The 20241-nt window shown below is 63.1% G+C and carries 14 protein-coding genes; 6 read left to right on the top strand and 8 right to left on the bottom strand.

What is annotated here, in order from left to right:
- Positions 1-160: 160 nt before the first annotated feature.
- The 4 genes from rnc (at position 161) to pdxJ (ending at position 3382) form a co-directional block, all read left to right on the top strand.
- Positions 161-850: a ribonuclease III gene (rnc, locus tag ACF8FG_RS14495; protein WP_003252059.1), complete on the top strand. Its 690-nt coding sequence runs from the start codon at positions 161-163 to the stop codon at positions 848-850.
- Positions 843-1745 (top strand): GTPase Era, encoded by a 903-nt coding sequence (era, locus tag ACF8FG_RS14490; protein WP_003252061.1) that lies wholly within the window; start codon positions 843-845, stop codon positions 1743-1745. Before rnc ends, era begins: the two co-directional genes overlap by 8 nt.
- Positions 1746-1914: 169 nt before the next feature.
- On the top strand, positions 1915-2598 hold the full coding sequence (gene recO, locus ACF8FG_RS14485; RefSeq protein ID WP_014592213.1) for a DNA repair protein RecO: 684 nt from the start codon (positions 1915-1917) through the stop codon (positions 2596-2598).
- Between the two features lie 61 nt (positions 2599-2659).
- Complete coding sequence (gene pdxJ / locus ACF8FG_RS14480; RefSeq protein ID WP_232968682.1) at positions 2660-3382, top strand: pyridoxine 5'-phosphate synthase; 723 nt, start codon at positions 2660-2662, stop codon at positions 3380-3382.
- A 52-nt stretch (positions 3383-3434) separates the two neighbouring features.
- Here the strand turns inward: pdxJ and cmoB are convergent, their stop codons facing one another.
- From cmoB to ACF8FG_RS14445, 7 genes are all read right to left on the bottom strand, one after another.
- A complete protein-coding gene (gene cmoB / locus ACF8FG_RS14475) occupies positions 3435-4391 on the bottom strand; it encodes a tRNA 5-methoxyuridine(34)/uridine 5-oxyacetic acid(34) synthase CmoB (protein ID WP_014592211.1) in 957 nt (318 codons plus the stop codon).
- Positions 4388-5131 carry a carboxy-S-adenosyl-L-methionine synthase CmoA gene (gene cmoA / locus ACF8FG_RS14470; RefSeq protein ID WP_014592210.1) on the bottom strand — a complete coding sequence of 248 codons (744 nt, stop codon included), beginning with the start codon at positions 5129-5131 and terminating at the stop codon, positions 4388-4390. The genes cmoB and cmoA overlap by 4 nt, the downstream gene beginning before the upstream one ends.
- Before the next feature lie 89 nt (positions 5132-5220).
- Positions 5221-5613, bottom strand: a complete 393-nt coding sequence (locus ACF8FG_RS14465) for a protease inhibitor I42 family protein (RefSeq protein ID WP_014592209.1) — start codon at positions 5611-5613, stop codon at positions 5221-5223.
- 151 nt (positions 5614-5764) lie between these two features.
- On the bottom strand, positions 5765-8182 hold the full coding sequence (gene lon, locus ACF8FG_RS14460; RefSeq protein ID WP_014592208.1) for an endopeptidase La: 2418 nt from the start codon (positions 8180-8182) through the stop codon (positions 5765-5767).
- A gap of 203 nt (positions 8183-8385) precedes the next feature.
- Positions 8386-10797, bottom strand: coding sequence for a glucose/quinate/shikimate family membrane-bound PQQ-dependent dehydrogenase (locus tag ACF8FG_RS14455; RefSeq protein WP_119713334.1), 2412 nt, complete (start codon positions 10795-10797; stop codon positions 8386-8388).
- Positions 10798-10827: 30 nt separating this feature from the next.
- Positions 10828-12162 carry a carbohydrate porin gene (locus tag ACF8FG_RS14450; protein ID WP_014592206.1) on the bottom strand — a complete coding sequence of 445 codons (1335 nt, stop codon included), beginning with the start codon at positions 12160-12162 and terminating at the stop codon, positions 10828-10830.
- 296 nt (positions 12163-12458) lie between these two features.
- Positions 12459-14504: a TonB-dependent receptor gene (locus ACF8FG_RS14445; RefSeq protein WP_014592205.1), complete on the bottom strand. Its 2046-nt coding sequence runs from the start codon at positions 14502-14504 to the stop codon at positions 12459-12461.
- A gap of 163 nt (positions 14505-14667) precedes the next feature.
- Between ACF8FG_RS14445 and ACF8FG_RS14440 the strand changes: the two genes are divergently transcribed.
- Together ACF8FG_RS14440 and ACF8FG_RS14435 are read left to right on the top strand one after the other, a co-directional pair.
- Positions 14668-14889 carry a VF530 family DNA-binding protein gene (locus ACF8FG_RS14440; RefSeq protein WP_012053596.1) on the top strand — a complete coding sequence of 74 codons (222 nt, stop codon included), beginning with the start codon at positions 14668-14670 and terminating at the stop codon, positions 14887-14889.
- 1 nt (position 14890) lies between these two features.
- Complete coding sequence (locus ACF8FG_RS14435) at positions 14891-15526, top strand: Pr6Pr family membrane protein (RefSeq protein ID WP_014592204.1); 636 nt, start codon at positions 14891-14893, stop codon at positions 15524-15526.
- A gap of 163 nt (positions 15527-15689) precedes the next feature.
- On the opposite strand, the gene ACF8FG_RS14430 is transcribed toward ACF8FG_RS14435, so the two are convergent.
- Complete coding sequence (locus tag ACF8FG_RS14430) at positions 15690-20216, bottom strand: hemagglutinin repeat-containing protein (protein ID WP_392518913.1); 4527 nt, start codon at positions 20214-20216, stop codon at positions 15690-15692.
- Positions 20217-20241: the final 25 nt, after the last annotated feature.

Raw genomic sequence — 20241 nt, 5'->3', positions numbered from 1 at the left:
CCATCGGCGCTGTCCAGCAGACAGCGCCGAATGCATTTCTGACATAGGCTGTGTTCTCAGGGATCGGGAGATTCGCCGCAAATCGATCGGCGGACCACAGCCAAACAGTCTTTCAGGATGTTGATTTGAACAACGCGTTGAACAACGATCGGGTGGCCGCATGAGTGCTTCCCTTGCCGGTCTGGAGCGAAAGCTCGGTTACACCTTCAAGAACCAGGACCAGATGCTCCTGGCGCTGACCCATCGCAGTTACGCCGGGCGCAACAATGAGCGCCTGGAGTTCCTCGGTGACGCCATTCTCAACTTCGTTGCCGGCGAAGCGCTGTTCGAGCGTTTTCCGCAGGCCCGCGAAGGCCAGTTGTCGCGGCTGCGTGCGCGGTTGGTCAAGGGTGAGACCCTGGCCCGTCTGGCCCGTGGTTTTGACCTGGGCGATTACCTGCGCCTGGGTTCTGGAGAACTAAAGAGCGGCGGCTTTCGCCGCGAGTCGATCCTGGCCGACGCCCTGGAGGCACTGATTGGTGCCATCTACCTGGACGCCGACATGGACACCGCCCGGGAGCGCATCCTGGCCTGGCTGGCCGATGAGTTCGAAGGCCTGACACTGGTCGACACCAATAAAGATCCGAAAACCCGCCTGCAAGAGTTCCTGCAGTCGCGCAGCTGTGAGCTGCCGCGTTACGAAGTCGTGGATATCCAGGGTGAACCACACTGCCGGACCTTCTTCGTCGAATGCGAAGTGGTACTGCTGAACAACAAGAGCCGTGGTCAAGGCGTTAGCCGGCGTATTGCCGAGCAAGTCGCCGCCGCGTCTGCACTGATCGCCCTGGGCGTGGAGAATGGCAATGACTGATAGCAACCCGACCCGCTGCGGCTACGTAGCCATTGTCGGCCGTCCCAACGTCGGCAAGTCGACCCTGCTCAACCACATCCTGGGCCAGAAGCTGGCGATTACCTCGCGCAAGCCGCAGACCACCCGCCACAACATGCTCGGCATCAAGACCGAAGGTGATGTGCAGGCCATCTACGTCGATACCCCCGGTATGCACAAGGCCAACGACAAGGCCCTGAACCGTTACATGAACCGCAACGCCTCGGCGGCCCTGAAGGACGTCGACGTGGTTATCTTCGTGGTCGACCGTACCAAGTGGACCGACGAGGACCAACTGGTTCTGGAGCGCGTGCAGTATGTCACCGGCCCGCTGATCATCGCGGTCAACAAGACCGACCGCATGGAAGAGAAAGCCGAGCTGATCCCGCACCTGCAGTGGCTGCAAGAGCAACTGCCGAACGCCGAGGTGATGCCGATTTCCGCACAGCAGGGGCACAACCTTGAAGCGCTGGAAGCACAGATCGCCAAGCACCTGCCCGAGAACGATCATTTCTTCCCCGAAGACCAGATCACCGACCGTAGCAGCCGCTTCCTGGCCGCTGAACTGGTACGCGAGAAGATCATGCGTCAGCTGGGCGCGGAGTTGCCGTACCAGATCACCGTGGAGATCGAGGAGTTCAAGCAGCAGGGCCATGTGCTGCACATTCACGCGTTGATCCTGGTTGAACGCGATGGCCAGAAGAAAATCATCATTGGTGACAAGGGCGAGCGCATCAAGCGCATCGGTTCCGAGGCGCGCAAGGACATGGAAGTGCTGTTCGATTCCAAGGTCATGCTCAACCTGTGGGTCAAGGTAAAGGGCGGCTGGTCCGACGACGAGCGCGCACTGCGTTCGCTGGGCTACGGCGACCTGTAAGCCGCGCGCTGGTCCCTGTAGGAGCGGCCTTGTGTCGCGTTAGGGCTGCGCAGCAGCCCCGGCGATTTATGCTGCGAAGCTAAAAATCTGGGGCCGCTTTGCGGCCCTTTTCGCGACACAAGGCCGCTCCCACAAGGGCCGGTGCAACTTTAGGCGCGAGTGATTTTTAATGGAACAACCTGTCGGCCAGCCAGCCTACGTACTGCACAGCCGTGCCTACAAGGAAACCAGCGCGCTGGTAGATTTCTTCACCCCGCAGGGCCGCATGCGTGCCGTGTTGCGTCGCGCGCGGGGTAAGGGCGGTAGTCTGGTGCGCCCGTTCGTGTCGCTGGAGGTGGAGCTGCGTGGGCGTGGCGAACTGAAGAATGTCAGCCGCATGGACAGCACCGGCATCGCCGCCTGGCTTCACGGCGATGCGCTGTTCAGCGGGCTGTACCTCAATGAGCTGCTGATGCGCCTGTTGCCTGCCGAAGCGCCGTTCCCGGCCCTGTTCGAGCACTACACCTTGACCTTGCAGGCACTGAGCGCCGGTCGACCGCTGGAACCCCTGCTGCGCTCGTTCGAATGGCGGCTGCTGGACGAACTCGGTTATGCGTTTTCCTTGCACCATGACGTCAACGAGCAGCCCATTGCCGCCGATGGCCTGTACCGCTTGCGCGTTGACGCCGGCCTGGAGCGTGTTGAGCTGGCGCAGCCCGGCCTGTTCCGTGGCACCGAACTGCTGGCCCTGGCCCAAACCGACTGGGATGCCCCTGGCGCCTTGCTTGCCGCGAAGCGGCTGATGCGCCAGGCACTGGCAGTTCACCTGGGGGCAAAACCGCTGGTCAGCCGGGAACTGTTTCGCAAGCGCTGATCAGGACGTATGCTGTTGGGCTCAATCCTCAGGAGAGCCTTTCGTGACTCACAGCAACCGCATGCTTCTTGGCGTCAACATCGACCACGTGGCGACCCTGCGCCAGGCCCGTGGCACGCGCTACCCTGACCCGGTCAAGGCTGCCCTGGACGCCGAGGAAGCAGGCGCCGATGGCATCACCGTGCACCTGCGCGAAGACCGCCGGCACATCCAGGAGCGTGACGTCGTGCTGCTCAAGGATGTACTGCAGACCCGCATGAACTTCGAGATGGGCGTCACCGAAGAGATGATGGCCTTTGCCGAAAAGATTCGGCCGGCGCACATCTGCCTGGTACCCGAAACCCGTCAGGAGCTGACCACCGAAGGTGGCCTGGACGTGGCAGGGCAGGAAGCGCGGATCAAGGCTGCAGTGGAACGGCTGGCGCGTACCGGTGCCGAGGTGTCGCTGTTCATCGACGCCGACGAACGGCAGATCGAGGCTTCGCGTCGGGTTGGTGCACCGGCCATCGAGCTGCACACCGGCCGTTATGCCGATGCCGAAACCCCCACCGATGTGGCTGAAGAGCTCAAGCGTATCGTCGAGGGTGTGGCGTTTGGCGTGGGGCAGGGGCTGATCGTCAATGCGGGTCACGGGCTGCACTACCACAACGTCGAGGCGGTAGCGGCGATCAAGGGTATCAATGAACTGAACATTGGTCATGCGCTGGTGGCGCATGCCCTGTTTGTCGGCTTCAAGGCTGCTGTGGCCGAAATGAAGGCGCTGATCGTGGCGGCTTCGCGCTGATTTGTCGGCTCCTCGCCGCAAGTGTATTCAGGCGCCCCTGCGGGCGCCTTTCTCATTTGCGCGCCAGCAGGGTGGCGCGGCGAGGGGCAGGCAGGCCTTCGACGGTCTTGCTGTGGTCGTTCGGGTCGAGGAAGTCGCTCAGTGACTGGTAGCGCATCCAATCGGTGCTGCGCTGCTCCTCGACGCTGGTCACGCTCACGTCGACGCAGCGCACATCGCTGAAGCCGGCACGGCGCAACCAGCGGGCCAGCGCCGGTACCGACGGCAGGTACCAGACGTTGCGCATCTGTGCGTAGCGGTCCTCAGGCACCAGCACCTGGTTTTCGTCGCCCTCGATAACCAGCGTTTCCAGCACCAGCTCGCCACCCTTGACCAGGCAGTCCTTGAGCGCCAGCAAGTGCTCGATGGGCGAGCGGCGGTGATAGAACACGCCCATGGAAAACACGGTATCGAAACCTTCCAGGTTGGCGGGCAGGTCTTCCAGGGCGAACGGCAGGTGCCAGGCCGGCAACTCCGGCAGGTATTGCTGCACGGCCTGGAACTGGCAGAAGAACAGCCAGTTGGGGTCGACGCCAATCACCATGTCTGCGCCGGCGCCGAGCATGCGCCATTGGTAGTAGCCATTGCCACAGCCCACGTCGAGTACACGCTTGCCCTTGAGGTCCAGGTGCGGGCCGACCCGTGACCACTTCCAGTCCGAACGCCATTCGGTGTCAACGTGCACGCCGAACAGGTCGAACGGCCCTTTGCGCCAAGGCGACAGGCCCATCAGTGCCTGGCGCATCTGCGCGCGGGTGGCGTCGTCGCAGTCGCAATCCAGACGCAACCCGTTGACCAGGTCGATCTCACTGGGTTGCAGGGCGGGCAGGGCTTCCAGCGCCCCGCGCCAGCGGTCGAGGTCACCGTGACCCTTTTCCAGCTTGGCGTCCAGTTGTGCTTGCAGGCCTTGCGACCAGGAAGCCAGGGGCGTGCCCGTCAGGCGGCGGACGAGGGGAGACAGATCGATCATGGCAGGGCTATCAACGAGGCGAAGTTAAGGCATTGGAACCAAGGGACCACTTTCGAGAAGCCGGCTGCGCGTAGGCGTTCCTGGTGGGTTTCGAGTGTATCGGGCTTCATCACGTTTTCGATGGCGCTGCGCTTCTGGGCGATCTCCAGTTCGCTGTAGCCATTGGCCCGTTTGAAATCCAGGTGCAGTTCATTGAGCAGGTCCTGCTCTTGCTCATCGGCGAAGCGCAGCTTTTCCGACAGAATCAGCGCGCCGCCGGGCAGCAGCGCCTGGCGGATTCGCCCGAGCAGTTCAAGGCGCTGGTCAGGTGCGATGAACTGCAGGGTGAAGTTCATCGCCACTACCGAGGCGGGCTCGAAGGGCAGGGCAAGGATATCGGCTTCCAGCACGTGCACTGGCAGCAACTCCTGGAACATCGAATCCTGCGCAGTGAGGTACTGGCGGCAGCGCTCGACCATGGCGGCGGAGTTATCCACCGCGATTACCCTGCAGCCGTCGCTGCGCACATGGCGCCGCAGCGACTGGGTAACGGCACCCAGCGATGCACCCAGATCGTACAGTGCGGTGCCTGGCTGGGCGAACCGAGCGGCCAGAACCCCGAGGTTCTCGACAATGGTTGGGTAACCGGGCACCGAGCGCTTGATCATGTCCGGGAACACACGCACGACGTCTTCGTTGAAGACGAAGTCGGGCACCTGCTCCAGGGGTTGGGAGAAAAGGCGGTCGGGTTGTTTGCTCACGGCGAATCCAGGCGGCTGGTGATAGGCAGGGGGCGCATTCTAGCCAAACCGCAGCCTTGATGCATGGTTGGCTGACCAGCGCTTTGCGTTCAATTGACCCGGATGCTGCAATCGAAGGTCTGTACCGGGCGCACTTCCGGGGCCCAGGGTTGCTGGTAGACCAACACCAGGTTCCCTTCGCCCGTAGCGCGGGCCTGGAAGCGCCAGGTCGATAGGCCCGAGCTGCCAACGATACCGGTGTCTTCAGGCGCGCTGTAAACCTCGGGGCCAAGGCTTTGCAATACGTTGGGCGCCGGGTTCTGTACCAGCCAGCGGTAGCCGGTGGTGGGGTTGCTGGGCAGGGTAAGCGTGAGGATCTGGCCGACCTGCAGGCGCTTGGGGCATTCGCTTTCGGCGTCCAGGTCAACAGGCTGCGAGGGTTGTTGCGCGCAGGCAGAAAGCAGGGCGAAGCTCAGGGGAACGAGCAGACGAGGAGAGGTCATGGTGGCTCCGAAGGCTGGCGATGGCCTGAGGATACCCGATGATCGAGGAAATTTGTGCTGCCTGTGCCGACCCTTTCGCGAGTAAGCCCGCGCCTGAAGGGATAGTGTACCCGTGCAGGCGCGGGCTTGTCCGCGAAGAGGCCGGTGCAGGCTAGAACAGCACTTTCGCCACGTCGGCAAAGCGCTTGGCGAAATGCACTGTCAGGCCTTCGCGCAGGTAGTCCGGCAGTTCTTCGAAGTCACCGCGGTTAGGCTCCGGCAGGATCAGTTCGAAAATCTTCTGCCGCCGCGCTGCAATCACCTTCTCGCGCACGCCGCCAATCGGCAGTACCTGACCGGTGAGGGTCAGCTCGCCCGTCATGGCGACACCTTTTTTGGCAGACTGGTCGCGGGCCAGTGAAAGCAAAGCGCTGGCCATTGTGATGCCGGCACTGGGGCCGTCCTTCGGCGTGGCGCCTTCGGGGACGTGCAGGTGGATGAACGCTTCGTTGAAGAAACCTGGATCCCCGCCAAATTGCTTGAGGTTGGAGCTGATGTAGCTGTAGGCGATTTCGGCAGACTCCTTCATCACATCCCCCAGCTTGCCGGTCAGCTTGAAGCCCCGGTTGTGGGTGTGGATGCGGGTCGCCTCGATCGGCAGCGTGGCGCCGCCCATGCTGGTCCAGGCCAGGCCGGTGATGACGCCTTTGCCAGCCAGTACCTGCTCGCTGCGGAACACGGGTATGCCGAGTGCGGTCTCCAGGTCCTTGGTGCCGATCTTAAGCTTGGCGTCGGGGTTTTCCAGCAGCTTGACCACGGCCTTGCGCACCAGTTTGCCCAGTTGCTTCTCCAGCTGGCGCACGCCGGCCTCGCGGGCATAACCGTCGATCACCAGGCGCAGGGCGCTGTCGCTGATGCTGAGGCTGGTCTTGGAAACGCCGGCCTTCTCCAGCTGCTTGGGCCACAGGTGGCGCTTGGCGATGGTCAGTTTTTCTTCGGTGATATAGCCAGACAGGCGGATCACTTCCATGCGGTCGAGCAACGGCCCGGGAATCGAATCGAGGGTGTTGGCAGTGCACACGAACAGCACCTTGGACAAGTCCAGGCGCAGGTCCAGGTAGTGGTCCAGGAAGTCGACGTTCTGCTCGGGGTCGAGGGTTTCCAGCAACGCTGAGGCCGGGTCGCCCTGGTAGCTCTGGCCCATCTTGTCGATTTCGTCGAGCATGATCACCGGGTTCATCACTTCGACGTCTTTCAGGGCCTGCACCAGCTTGCCAGGCTGAGCACCGATGTAGGTGCGGCGGTGGCCCTTGATCTCGGCTTCGTCACGCATGCCGCCGACGCTGAAGCGATAGAACGGCCGGCCAAGCGATTCGGCGATGGACTTGCCGATGCTGGTCTTGCCCACCCCGGGCGGGCCTACCAACAGCACGATCGAACCGCTGATCTCGCCTTTCCAGGCGCCCACGGCGAGGAACTCGAGAATGCGCTCCTTGATGTCGTCGAGGCCGGAGTGGTACTGGTCGAGGACTTTGCGCGCGTGCTTGAGGTCGAGCTTGTCTTTGCCGTACACGCCCCACGGCAGGGCGGTGGCCCATTCCAGATAGTTGCGGGTGACGGCGTATTCGGGTGAGCCGGTTTCCAGGATGGCCAGTTTGCCCATCTCTTCATCGATGCGCTTGCGTGCCTGGGGCGGCAGGGTCTTGCCTTCCAGGCGCTGTTCGAACTGTTCGAGGTCGGCGCTGCGGTCGTCCTTGGTCAGCCCCAGCTCCTGCTGGATGACCTTGAGTTGTTCCTTGAGGAAGAACTCGCGCTGGTGCTCGCCGATCTGCCGGTTGACCTCGGCCGAAATCTCGTTCTGCAAGCGTGCGACTTCCACCTCTTTGCGCAGCATTGGCAGTACCTTTTCCATGCGTTTGAGCATGGGCACGCAGTCGAGCACTTCCTGCAACTGGTTGCCGGTGGCCGAGGTGAGCGCGGCGGCGAAGTCGGTGAGCGGCGAAGGGTCGTTGGGGCTGAAGCGGTTGAGGTAGTTCTTCAGCTCTTCGCTGTACAGCGGGTTGAGCGGCAGCAGCTCTTTGATCGCGTTGATCAGTGCCATGCCGTAGGCTTTGACCTCGTCGGTCGGCTCGGCGGGCTGGCGCGGGTATTCGACTTCGACCAGATAGGGCGGGCGGTGGTGCTTGAGCCAGTTGCGGATGCGCACCCGGGACAGGCCCTGGGCGACGAACTGCAACTTGCCGTTTTCGCGGCTGGCATGGTGCACCTTGACCAGCGTGCCGTACTGCGGCAGTGCCGAGGTGTCGAAGTGGCGGTGGTCTTCTGGCGGGGTGTCCATGAAGAACAGCGCCAGGCAGTGGTCCGGTGACTTGGCCACCAGGTCGAGCGTTTCGGCCCAGGGTTCTTCATTGACGATGACCGGCAGTACCTGGGCCGGGAAGAACGGGCGGTTGTGGATCGGGATGACGTAGACCTTGTCCGGCAGCTGCTGGCCGGGCAGGGCGAGGGCGTGGCCGGTTTCGGCCTGGAGGGTGTGTTCGACTTCGCTGTGTTCGTCCGGGTGTTCCGGGAAATCCTGCTGGTCGCTCATGGGGCACCTGCGTGAATGACTATGGTGCTTAGATGGGGCGGGGAGGGATGGGTTTCAATGGTTCGGTAGCAGCCTTGTGTCGCGATTGGGCTGCGCAGCAGCCCCAGAATCCATCCAGCATTCTAGAGCGTTGGGGCCGCTGCGCGACCCAATCGCGACACAAGGCCGCTCCCACAGGGTTGAGCCTGTGGGAGCGGTGTCGCTTACTCAGCTAATTTGTAAGCGATGATGTAATCGCCCATCTTGGTGCCCAGCGAGCCATGGCCGCCGGCAGTCACCAGCACGTACTGCTTGCCGTCCTTGCCGGTGTAGCTCATCGGCGTAGCCTGGCCACCCGCTGGCAGGCGAGCTTTCCACAACTCCTTGCCGTTGTTCACGTCATAGGCTCGCAGGTACTGGTCGAGCGTGCCGCTGAGGAAGGCGACGCCACCGGCGGTGACGATCGAGCCACCCATGCTTGGCACGCCAACCGGCAGGCCGATCGGCACCGGACTGCTGTCCCGGGTGGTGCCGTTCTTGTGTTTCCACACCACCTTGTTGGTGAACAGGTCGATGGCGGCGACGTAGCCCCAGGCGGGTGCCTGGCACGGTACGCCGAGCGGCGACATGAACGGGTGCATGGTCACTGCATACGGTGCACCGGTGTTCGGCTGCACGCCGCTGGTCTCGCTTTCGCGCTTGCTGCCTTCGGCAACCTGCTCACGCGGGACCATCTTCGACACGAACGCCATGTAGTTGGGCGAAGTGAACAGCAGCTGGCGCACCGGGTCGACCGACACGCTGCCCCAGTTGAATACACCGACGTTGCCGGGGTAGACCAACGAACCTTGTTCGGATGGCGGGGTGTACTGGCCTTCGTAGCGCAGCTCGCGGAACTGGATGCGGCACAGCATCTGATCGAAAGGCGTGGCGCCCCACATGGCCTGTTCGGTCAGCTCTGGGCCGAGCAGGTTGAGGTCGGAGCGGGCCTGGGTGGGCGAGGTGTGGTCGCCTTCCACTGCGCCTTGTGGGGTGGGGATCTCGCGGATCGGCACGATTGGCGTGCCGTCGCGGCGGTCGAGCACGTACAGGCTGCCTTGCTTGGTCGGTACGATGATCGCCGGTTTCACGCCATCGTCGGTTTTCAGGTGTACCAGGGTCGGCTGGCTGCCGACGTCCATGTCCCACAGGTCGTGATGGGTGAACTGGTAGTTCCAGCGTGCCTTGCCGGTGGCCAGGTCAAGGGCGACCACGCCGGCGCTGTACTTCTCGGCGCCCGGGGTGCGGTCGGCGCCCCACTGGTCCGGGGTCTGGTTGCCCAGCGGCAGGTAGATCATGCCAAGGTCTTCGTCGACGCTGGCGATCGACCACATGTTGGCCGAGTTGCGGCTGTACATTTTGCCGGCAGCCAATGGCTTGGTGTCGTCCGGGTTGTTGCTGTCCCAGTTCCACACCAGGTGGCCGTCGTGCACGTCGTAGGCGCGGATCACCCCGGACGGCTCATTGGTCGACTCGTTGTCGGTGACGTGGCCACCGATGATCACCAGGTCACGGGTAATCGCAGCAGGCGAGGTGGAGTAATAGCCGCCGGCGGTGAACGGGCCAATGCCGGTGGTGAGGTCGATCACGCCCTGGTTGGCGAAACCTTCGCAGACCTTGCCGTTGTCGGCGTTGATGGCGATCAGGCGGGCATCTGCAGTCGGCAGGTAGAGACGACGCGGGCAGGCTTGGGCCACCGCCTGGCCTGCGTCGGTAATTTTCGGTGCCGGGCTGCCGTCGCGGCTGACGTAGCGGTTTTCGTCATAGTACGAGACGCCACGGCAGGTCATGTGGGCAAAGCCCTTGAAGGTCCCGGTCGGGCTCTTGACCTGCGGGTCGTAGCGCCAGATTTCCGCGCCAGTGTCCGGGTCCAGCGCCAGCAGGCGACTGTGCGCGGTGCAGGCGTACAGCATGCCGTTGACCTTCAACGGGGTGTTCTGGTTGGTCAGCTCCACCGGGTCGTTTTCGGTTGGCAGATCACCGGTGCGAATGCGCCAGGCCTCTTCCAGACGGTAGGCGTTCTGCGGGGTGATCTGGTGCAGCGGCGAGTAGCGGTCGCCATGCTCGGTACGGCCGTAGGCCTGCCATTCGCCGTCGGGCATGGCCGGTGCGGCACTGGCCATTTCGCTGCTGTCGCGGCCCAGTTCGCCGAACACTTCACCGGGATGGGTGAACTGGCTGCCCAGCGCGCAAGCGCCCGAAGCGACCACTGCCAGGCCGAGCAGTGCAGTATTGGCTTTGCTGGCCGGGCCGATCAGCGGGCGACGTGCCCACGGTAGCAGCAGTACCACGCCGATGGCGAACCAGATGGCCAGACGGGGCACCAGTTGCCACCAGTCCAGGCCCACTTCGAGCAGGGCCCAAACGGTGCTGCCCAGCAGCACCAGGCCATACAGGCCTAGGGCGATCTGGCGTTGGGCCAGCAGCAGGATGCCCGAAAGGGCAAAGCCGATACCGGCGATCAGGTAGTACAGCGATCCGCCCAGCTGGCTCAGCTTGATACCGCCGGCCAGCAGGGCCAGGCCCATCAGCAACAGCAGCGCGCCAATCAGGCGCGGTAGCCAGCGGCTTCCTTGGTTCGCACCTTCAGTGCTCATCGTAGGTTCTCCGTCAGGTCAAAAAAGGGGTTAGAAACTGCTCTGGATCTTCAGGCCGCCGATCAGGGCGCCATCGACCTGCGACACCCCGCCCGGGTGGCGGATGTACTGCAGGTTGGGGCGTACCGTGAGCCAGTCGGCCAAATGAATGCCGTAGTACAGCTCGGCGCTGTACTCGGTGTCCTGCACGGGCAGGAAGCCTGGGTTGTCGTAGTCGTAGAGGCCGGCGGCCTGGTTGGCCAGGCGGGCGTTCTTGCGATAGGCAGGGTTGACGTGTACGCGGGCCAGGGCGAAACCGATGTCGTCCTTGGCGCGGGCATCGAAGGGCCCTTTGAATACCAGTCCTGCCTGCACATAGTTGTCGATGGCATTGGTCTTCTTGTCATGCACGGTGGCGTTGGCGAACACGCTCAAGCCGCGTGACTGGTCGGACGCCAGCGAGGTGACCTGCTGCTGGGCGCCAATCCACAAGCCGTGCTTGCTCGAGCTGCTGCGGTAGGCGGCGCCGCTGATGGCGGCCGGCTGACCGTTGCTGTCCTTGAGAACATCTTGTGCCTTGGCATTACTGTAGTAGTAGCCGGCACGATATTCCCCTTTCAAGCCTTGGATACGTGGGGTCCATACCAGTTCGAACGGCATTACCGCACCTTGGGTGCCGCTGCCGCTGAGCTTGAAACCATTGCCAGATTCAAGGTTGGAAGGGTTCTGCTCGAAGACGCCGACCTGTGCGTACAGCTCAGGGGTAAGGTTGTAGCGCACGCGCAGGGCCCACTGGCTGACTGGCCAGTTGTACCAGATGCCACCCACCCAGTTGCCCACCTGCGAGCCGCAGAAGGCCAGGTTCTGGAAGTCGCAAGGGAAGCTGTTGAAGTCCTCGCCTTCACCGAAGCGGCCGAATTTCACATCCAGCGCACCGTCGAAGTACTTCTGCTTGATCCACATCTGCGTCAGCCGCCAGGTTTCGCCGCGGCCCCAGACTTCCTGGGCGGAGGTGAAGCCGCCGACACGCGGGTCGTTGATGCGGTCGTTGCTGATGTTGTCGCCGTGGCGCTCGGTGACGGTCAGCTGGAATTCGGTGTCGTGCCAGCCGAGGATCTTCTCCAGGTCCAGGTGGCTGCCGAAGGTGAACTGGTCGCTGTAGCGCGCGGTGCGGTCGTGGTCGTAGCCGCCGTGCAGGTTGCTGCCCATCTCGCCAGTGTAGCCAAGGGTGAACTCGTAGCCCTTTTCCAGCAGTTCGCTGCGGGTTCCGCCCCAGTCGCCGAGCATCCAAGGGGAGTCGCTGGCGAACATTTCGCTGGCGCCGGCGGGGGTTGCCAAGGCACTGAGGGCGAGGCCGATGTAGCAGGTTTTAGGCAGTTGGAACATGAGATAGCGCTATCTTTTGATTATTGAAAAAAACGGCAAGCGCATCGAAGGGCGGGCCCCTCAATGGATATGGCGACAAGATTGTTCGATGAAGCGTTTCAGCTTGCGGCGGGGAGGATATAGGGGAAGTTATAAGAAAAAAAGACAAATTGTCGCAGAGGATTGTTGTTGAACGGGCAACAGTCGTCATTAATCGAGGCAGGTGTAGGAGCGGGTTCACCCGCGAATGCGCCGGTTGTCCTACCATCGTATTCGCGGGTGAACCCGTTTCTACACCGATCTTCGTCGCTTGTGGTTCAGAAGGTGGTACGCAACCCGACTTCCACACTGCGCCCCGGCGCCGGTGCGATATCGCGCAGGATCGAACTGGCATAGCGCACGGTCTGGTCGGTCAGGTTTTCGCCGCGCACAAACGCCAACCACTGGCTCTGACCAATGTCGAAGCGGTAGCCAACGCTCGCGCCCAAGGTGGTGTAGCCATCGGTGCTGGTTTCGTTGGCGGGTTTGCGGTGCTGCGACGCAGCGTGCTGCACGTCTACCCGCGCCTGCCAGCGGTCCAGTTCCCAGACCAGGCCGCTGTTCAGGCGCAGCGGGGCGATGCGGGGCAGTGGCTCGCCGCTGTCCAGGTTCTTGGCCCGGGTGTAGTCACCGGACAACTCCAGCGCAAAGCTGCCGTAACGGTTCTCGACCAGTTGCCAGCGGTCCTGGGCCTCGATCCCGTAGAAGCGCGCCCGCACGCCTTGGTACTGGTATTCCGGGAAGCCGTCGTCATGATCGTGGTCGTGGTCATCCTCGTCATGGTCGTGATCATGTCCGCCCTCACGCAGGTTGCCCGTGCCGATCAGGCCGATGTAGTTGCGAAAATGGCTGTAGAACACCCCAACACTGCCCTTGTGGGTGCCGTTGTCGAAGCGCAGCGCCAGGTCGGCGGAAATGGCCTTTTCCTTGTTCAGGCCGGTGTCACCGACTTCAAACGCGCCGGTGGCTACGTGCGCGCCATTGGCGTACAGCTCGTAAAAGGTAGGGGCGCGCTCGGTGTAGCCAAGGTTAGCGGCCAGCGACCAGATTGGGTCGAACTGGTACACAGCTCCCGACGACAGGCTAAAGGCGTTGAAGCTGCTGGCGCTGTCGGCGTCGACGAAGTTCTCGTTGCCTTTGGCGTCTGGGTCTACGCGGGTGTGCTCCATGCGCGCGCCCAGGCTCAGGTTCAGCCGCTCGGTGGCTTGCCACTGTTCGAGCATGAACAGCGCCACGCTGTCGGTATCGGTATGCGGGACGAAGGCTTCCTCGCCGAGGGCCGAAAATTCGTTACGGCTGACCTGGGCCCCAATGACCCCTTCCACCGGTCCTAGCGGCTGGTGACGGGCTTCGATGCGGGCTTCGTAGCCCTTGTTCTTGAAGGTGGTATGGACCTCGCCTTCCTCGATTTCGCTGTGTTCGTAGTCGGTGTAACCGGCATCTACCTTGACTGAGCTGAACGGGCCGTCGAGGTCGCGCAGTTCGGAGGCGAAGGCGTAGTGATCCTGTTTCATGTCCAGGCGCACGCCGGACTCGGCCACCGAGCCATAGTTGCTGTCGTAACCGCTGTACGACAGGCCGGCGTAGCCGTGGTCCCAGTGGTAGCTACCACCGATTGCGCCGCCGTCCTGGCGACCGTCGCTGTTTTCCAGGCGGTGTTTGCTGCCGGGCTCGTCGGCATCGCGCACCTTGGCGCTGCGCGCGTAGCCCGGGATGCGCAGGTCGTTGAACTGGCGGCTGTTGGCATCCAGGTGCAGGGCGAAGGCGCCGTCGCCGGCCTCCAGCTTGCCGGCGCTGCTGCGGGTGGTGTCGGCGCCGCCGTAACGCAGTTCACCGGCACCGTGGATGCCCTCGATCGGCGAGTCCGGGATGCGGTTGTCGAAGGTGTTGACCACGCCGCCAATGGCATTACCGCCATACAGCAAGGCGGCCGGGCCGCGGACGATTTCGACGCGGTCGACCGTCACCGGGTCCAGGGGCACGGCGTGGTCATAGGACAGCGACGAGGCATCCAGGGCACCGACGCCATTGCGCAGGATACGAATGCGGTCGCCATCCAAGCCGCGGATCACCGGTCGGCTGGCGCCAGGGCCGAACCAGGTAGAGGCAACACCGGGCTGCTTGTTCAAGGTTTCACCGAGGCTGCCGTGCTGCTGTTGCAGCAGGTTGTCGCCTTCGAGCACGGTGCTGGGAGCCGCCAGTTGGCGGTTGCCCAACGGGTTGGCGGTGATGACCTGCGGCTCAAGTTCTACGGCCTGGCTGGGGGATGCAGCCAGCCAAAGTGCGACGGCAAGGGGGGAGAGGCGAAGCGGTGTGTACAGCATGGGAATGGGGCGTTCCTTGGCAGATGCTTTTTAGTGTTACAACATAACATAACTATTCCATCACAGAGGTTTTGCCTCTGGCCAGCGATTTTTCTGTCGACTCGACGGATCCCGCCCACCACTACACTCGTGTAAGGTGCGCATCTTTCCTACGGAGCACAGCATGAGCACGGCCCAACACAACGCGCTGCACGGCAAGACCCTTGAACAGATCCTCACCGAGCTGGTGGCGCATTACCAATGGCATGGCCTGGCCGAGCGCATCGATGTGCGCTGCTTCAAGAGCAACCCGACCATCAAGTCGAGCCTGACGTTCCTGCGCAAAACACCGTGGGCGCGGGAGAAGGTCGAGCAGCTGTACGTGAAGCTGCAGCGCCAGGCCTGACATGTCGCGTCGCCCTTGGCTGACCGGCATGGCCGTGCTGGGCTGGTTCGGCCTGGCCGTGCAGGTGAACCTGGTACTGCTGGCGCGTTGGCAGGAACAGGCCAGCTTGATTGGCGGCCTGATCAATGTGTTCGGCTACTTCACCGTGCTGACCAATACCCTGGTGGCGACGGTGCTCAGCTATGCCGCATTCGGCCGGGAAGGCCGTGGCAAACGCTTTTTCCTGTCGCCATCGGTAAGCTCTGCAGTGGCCGCCAGTATCGTGCTGGTGGCGCTGGCCTACAGCGTGCTGCTGCGTCATTTGTGGCAACCACAGGGTTGGCAATGGCTGGCGGACGAGTTGCTGCACGACGTGATGCCGGTGCTGTATGCCGTGTACTGGTGGTGCGAGGTGCCCAAGGGCAGGTTGCGGCTATGGCATTTGCTGGTGTGGGCGGTGTACCCGGCGGTCTACTTTGGTTATGCGTTGTGGCGGGGGAGTGAGATTGGCGTCTATGCCTACCCGTTCATTGATGTGGCCAGCCTGGGGTATGGGCAGGTGATGCTCAACGCCCTCGGGGTGCTGGCGGGTTTCTGGGGGATAGGGCTGGTGTTGCTTGGGCTGGATCGGTGGCGGGGGCTGCACAGGCTGGCTTGACCTGTACCGGCCTCTTCGCGGGCAAGCCCGCTCCCACAGAGTAATCACAAGCCCATGGGGCTGTGGTATTCGCTATGGAAGCGGGGGACACGCGGTGTCTGGGTGTCAGCAGCAGGGCACAAGATTTCTGATGCCCCCAAATTGCCAGGGCCGCGATTACGTCTTAGTGCTTCTTCCCTTGCATGCTCGAAACCCATTGCTCGCTGCGACTATGCCCACTGGTTCTCAACACGCCCAGGTCCAGCGCATTTTCCCCATCCGCCGCCATTTTGCTTTTGGCTATCTCGGCGATTGCCGTGCCCAGATCCACCGGTGAGTTGGACGCATCCAACGACAGGTCTCGGCGATAGTCATTGCCGCTTAGCGTTTCCTGGGTGACTGAGTTGGCGTCGAGCCTCACGTCGCCTTTGGCCGACTGCAAGCGTGCCCCTACCAGATGAGCGTTGCCACCGACCTGCAGGTCGATGCCGTCGCTGCTTTTGAGCATGGTCTGACGCGCTACGTTGTCGCGCTGTGCATGCGACACGTCGAGGCTGACGGTCGGTGAGAACCCTGGGTCTGCCTTGCTCAGGGCCGAACCGGCCTTTGTCTCGACCTTGCCTCCCAGCGGGCCAGCCACCGATTTGGCCGCGTTGACATAGCCCTGCGGGTTTTTCTCCTGGCTCAGCCTGACATCGCCCTTCACGCTCAGGGTGTTGACGTTGTCCTTGAGGCTGGCGATGCGCAGGTCACCGTCGACTGTGCCGCCAATATGCCCTGCATCCAGGGTGGCACTCTCGATGCGGGTATCGCCGCGGCTTTGCAGGTCGATGCGCTCGGCGCGCAGGTCACTGGTATTCCAGGTGAGGTTGTCGCGCTTGTCGAGCTCAACCTTGAGCCGACCATGCAGGCCGCGGGTGTCCAAGGCGCCCTTGGCCATGTTGAAACCGGCGCCGGCCGAGATGTCGAGGTTGTCGCGTCGCTCCTGGCTGGAAGAGGCTTCAACCAGCATGCCGCCATTGGAGGCGTCGAGGGTGATCTGTTCGGCCGAGGCCTGCAGGCCTTGCAGGTGCAGGGCGATGTCCTCGCGGGCGCTGCTGGTCAGGGTCAGTGTGCCGTTGCTGGCAAACTGGGCATCGACCGCCTGACGCGCATGTTCGTCCTGCTTGCCGTGACTGAAGTGGCCGCCTATGGCTCCCCCCTGGGTCTGGCCAGCCTTGGCCGCCAGCTCCATGCCGCCACCCAGGTTGGCGCCTGTGGCCTGCTGGGTGTTACTGGCCGCCTTGACCTGCAACTGGCCGCCGCTTTGCACCCGTATGTCGCCGGCCTTGGCCTCGCGGTTGCCAATGCGGGTGCCTTCGAGCAACAGGTCGCCTGTGCTGGTCAGTTGAACTTCGCCCTTGGCGTCGATTTGTGCCACTTGTGCCTTGCTCTGCGTGCTCAGCTTCTGGCCATGGTCCAGATAGCCCCGGCCATCGACACCGGTGCTGCCCGGGCGGTTGCCGACTTTGGCCCAGGCATTGCCATCGAGCTGGCGTGACTGCTGTTCGGCCTGGTCGGTCGCCTGGGGTAGGGCCAACGACCCTGCACTGTGCATGACCACGCTGCCTTCACCGCCATCGATGCGGGCCCCTTCGTAGCGGCCATCGCTGCCCAGCTGTACCTGGATACCCTGTTGCCCGTAGAGGCTGCCGGGCACGGCGGTGCTGGCGATATCCTTTTTATCCAGCGACCCTCCTTTGCCGGCGGCGCGTACATTCAAGTCCTCGCCGGTGCTGGTGTCCAGGCGGGCGTCGCCACCATAGGCCAGGCGTTGAACGGTGGTTTCCTGGGTATTTTCGGCGGCGCTCACCTGGTGCTGCTGCGCCTCGATTTTCAGCGAGCCGGCATTGGCCCGCCAGGCTGTGCCCTGGTCGGCCAGTGTGTCAGCCTTGACCTCGACCTTTGCTGCAGACAACTCGCTGACCTGAGCAATGCCACGGCGCTGGTTTTCCAGGCGCTTGAGGTGTTCGACCGTCATGTCGGCCCCCACGCTGGGCGGTGCCATGGCGTCTTCGGGCGAAGCTTGCTGGAAGCGCGGGGCTTCCTCACCCAGCACCAGGCGTTCGATAGGGCGGGTCAGGTCGCGGTATTCGATACTGGCGCCCAGGCTACCCGACCAGTCGTCACGGCTTTGTTCATGTTCATAGGTATCCTGAGCTGCACGGTTGTCGATGCGTTTGGCGGTCACCTGCAGGGTGTTGCCGGCCTCGACGTGCGCGGCCTCAGTGAGCAGTGCATCACTGCGCAATTTCAGATCGCCGCTGGCCTGCAACTCGCTGCGCTGCACCTTGCTGTCGCGTTCGGCTTGCACCTCGCGGTTGTGATGGCCTTCGAACAAACTGCCCAGGCGGTCGATGCCACCGGTTACCGTCAGCCCGCCACCACTTTCGGTGGTACGGGTGGTTGTGTCACGGTCGTTGCGGGTCGCCCCCAGTGTCACCTCCCGCGCCTGCACATCGAGATCGCCGGCAGTGGCCTGGACCTTGCTGCCGTTGACCTGCAGGTGCGCGCTGCTGCTCATGTCCACCGAGGCGCCCTTGAGCTCACTGGCAACCTGGTTGGTCGTGCGCTGCTTGCTGGTGGTGGTCACGACCTCATACGCCACGCCAGCCGCGTACTGGCGAGACTCGGGCTTGCCATCCTCAGCTTCCTGGGTCTGTCTGGCACTGGCCGTGAAACCCCGTTGTTGGTCGCGGGTTTCGCGCTCATCGACCGATTGCGCACTGCCAATCAGCAGGTCGCCTTTGGCCTCGACTTGCAGATGCTTGCCAGCGGCAACCTTGGCGCCCTGGATGCGCATCTCTTCGGCGCTGGCCAGGCGCAGGTTGCTGGTCGAGCTGACGTCGCTGACCAGTACCTGCTGTTTGCGGTCCGTGCTTTCGTGCTTGCTGCCGATCAGGCCGAACAGTTTACTGTCGCTGGTGCGCTGGGTGGAGGTCGTGCTGCCATGGTCTGCCTCGATGGCCAGCGAACCGTTATCGCTGTAGAGCACCGCGTCCTGTTTACCGAACACGGTGCTGCCTTTGATGGCGACCTGGTCGGCGCTCACAGTGAGCTCGCCATCGCTGGTTATGGTGCTGCCTGCAACGACCTGGCCCTCGGTGTCGTTACCTTTGCGGTCACCAAAAAATGTGCCGGACACCAGATCGCCTCGGTAGTCGCGTTGGGTACCGTGTTCCTGCAAGGTGGTGGTGCCGATGTCGGCCTGTTTTGCCTGGATAGCCAGATCGCCGCGGCTGTGCAGGCTGCTGCCCTTTACGTTGAGGTTGTCGCTTGCCTTTATCGACATGTGCCCGGCGCTCAGGGTACTGCCCTTTGCGGTTTCCTTGAGTTGGTCGCTATCGCTGTCACCGCGCCATAAATCCTTGCGATGACGCACCTTCTGTTCGGTGCGTTTGCTGTCGATGCCGGCGAGGATGTCCAGGCCGGCACCGCTGTCGACCATCAGCTCGTTACCGGCGTCCACCTTCGCTGCGGTCATGCGTAAGTCGTCGCCGGACTGCAGCAGCACGCTGTCAGTGCCCAGTAATTGACTGCCCTGTTGTTGCCGGTGGGTGGTGGTGGTCTTGCGGTTGTAGGTTTCACGGGTGACGAACCAGAACTTCTTGTTCCAGCTGTCACTGTCGTGCTTGATGTGCTCGATTGTCTTGGCGTCCAGGGTGAGCTTCTTGCCAGCCCTTGCTTCGATCCGCAGGGCCTGGCCGTCAACCGTTTCAAGCATCAGGTCATCGGCAGCAGTGAGTTTCAGTACGCCACGCTCACTGCGCAGCTCGGTCGGGCGGTCGCCACTGCCGCTGACATGCAGGCCCCCGGCCGAGCTGATGTCGACCCCCTCGGTGCCCAGAATCTGCGAGGCCCCCACACGCACACCGGCGCCTTCGGCAGTACTTACCACACGGATACGCCCGGCGCGCATGGCGCCGAACAGGCTGGCATCAATGCTCGAAGAGGGGCTGGGCAGGTGTTCGACCACCTCGCCGTTGCGGCTGTTGATACGGTTGCGACCGACGGTGATGTCGAGCGTTTCGCTGGCCATGAGCAGGCCTTTGCTGTCCACGCGCGGTGCGATCAGTTCGAGTGCGCCACCGGCATTGCCCTGGCCATGCTCCAGTACCTGCAGGGTGCCACCGGCCGTTAGCGTATCGAGGTACCTGAGCTGTTGCTCCTCGAATTGCGGGGTGCCCACCACGAAGCCTGCGCGGGTGGTGTTGATGAAACTGCCGCCATTGAGGGTGATGCCATTGGGGTTGGCCAGTATGTAGTCGGCCGGGCGCCCGAAGATTTCCTGCGGCCCCTCGATCAGCGAGGCGTTGCGGCTGACCACTTCGTTAAGAATGGTCGAGGCGGCCTGGCCCTGAAACTGCGGGTTGGCCGCCAGGGCGCCGGCCAGTTGCGACTGCCCGGCTGCGGTGGCGTTGTTCAGCACCAGGCCCGGGGTGGCAACGTTGTAGTCGATGAACTGGTTGTGTGACAGCCCCGTGGCGTTGGGCGGCACGATGTCGATCACCGGCACCCCGTGGCCGTTGTGGATGACCGGGGTCCCCCCGGGGCCGCTGGCTGCTTCCAGTCCTGTCTGAGCCAGTGCGGCGCTGGGCCCGAGCACGGCGAGGAAGATTGCCCAGCGCAAGGTATCCGGGCGAACAGGCGGTAACTGCGAGAGTGTTTGCATTTTCTCGTTCTCTTTGTTGTGGGTG

The sequence above is a fragment of the Pseudomonas sp. YQ_6 genome (assembly GCF_043103245.1).
Lineage (GTDB): Bacteria > Pseudomonadota > Gammaproteobacteria > Pseudomonadales > Pseudomonadaceae > Aquipseudomonas > Aquipseudomonas alloputida.
Note: the sequence above shows the minus strand (reverse complement) of the source record. Positions and strands in the feature narration are given on the sequence as shown.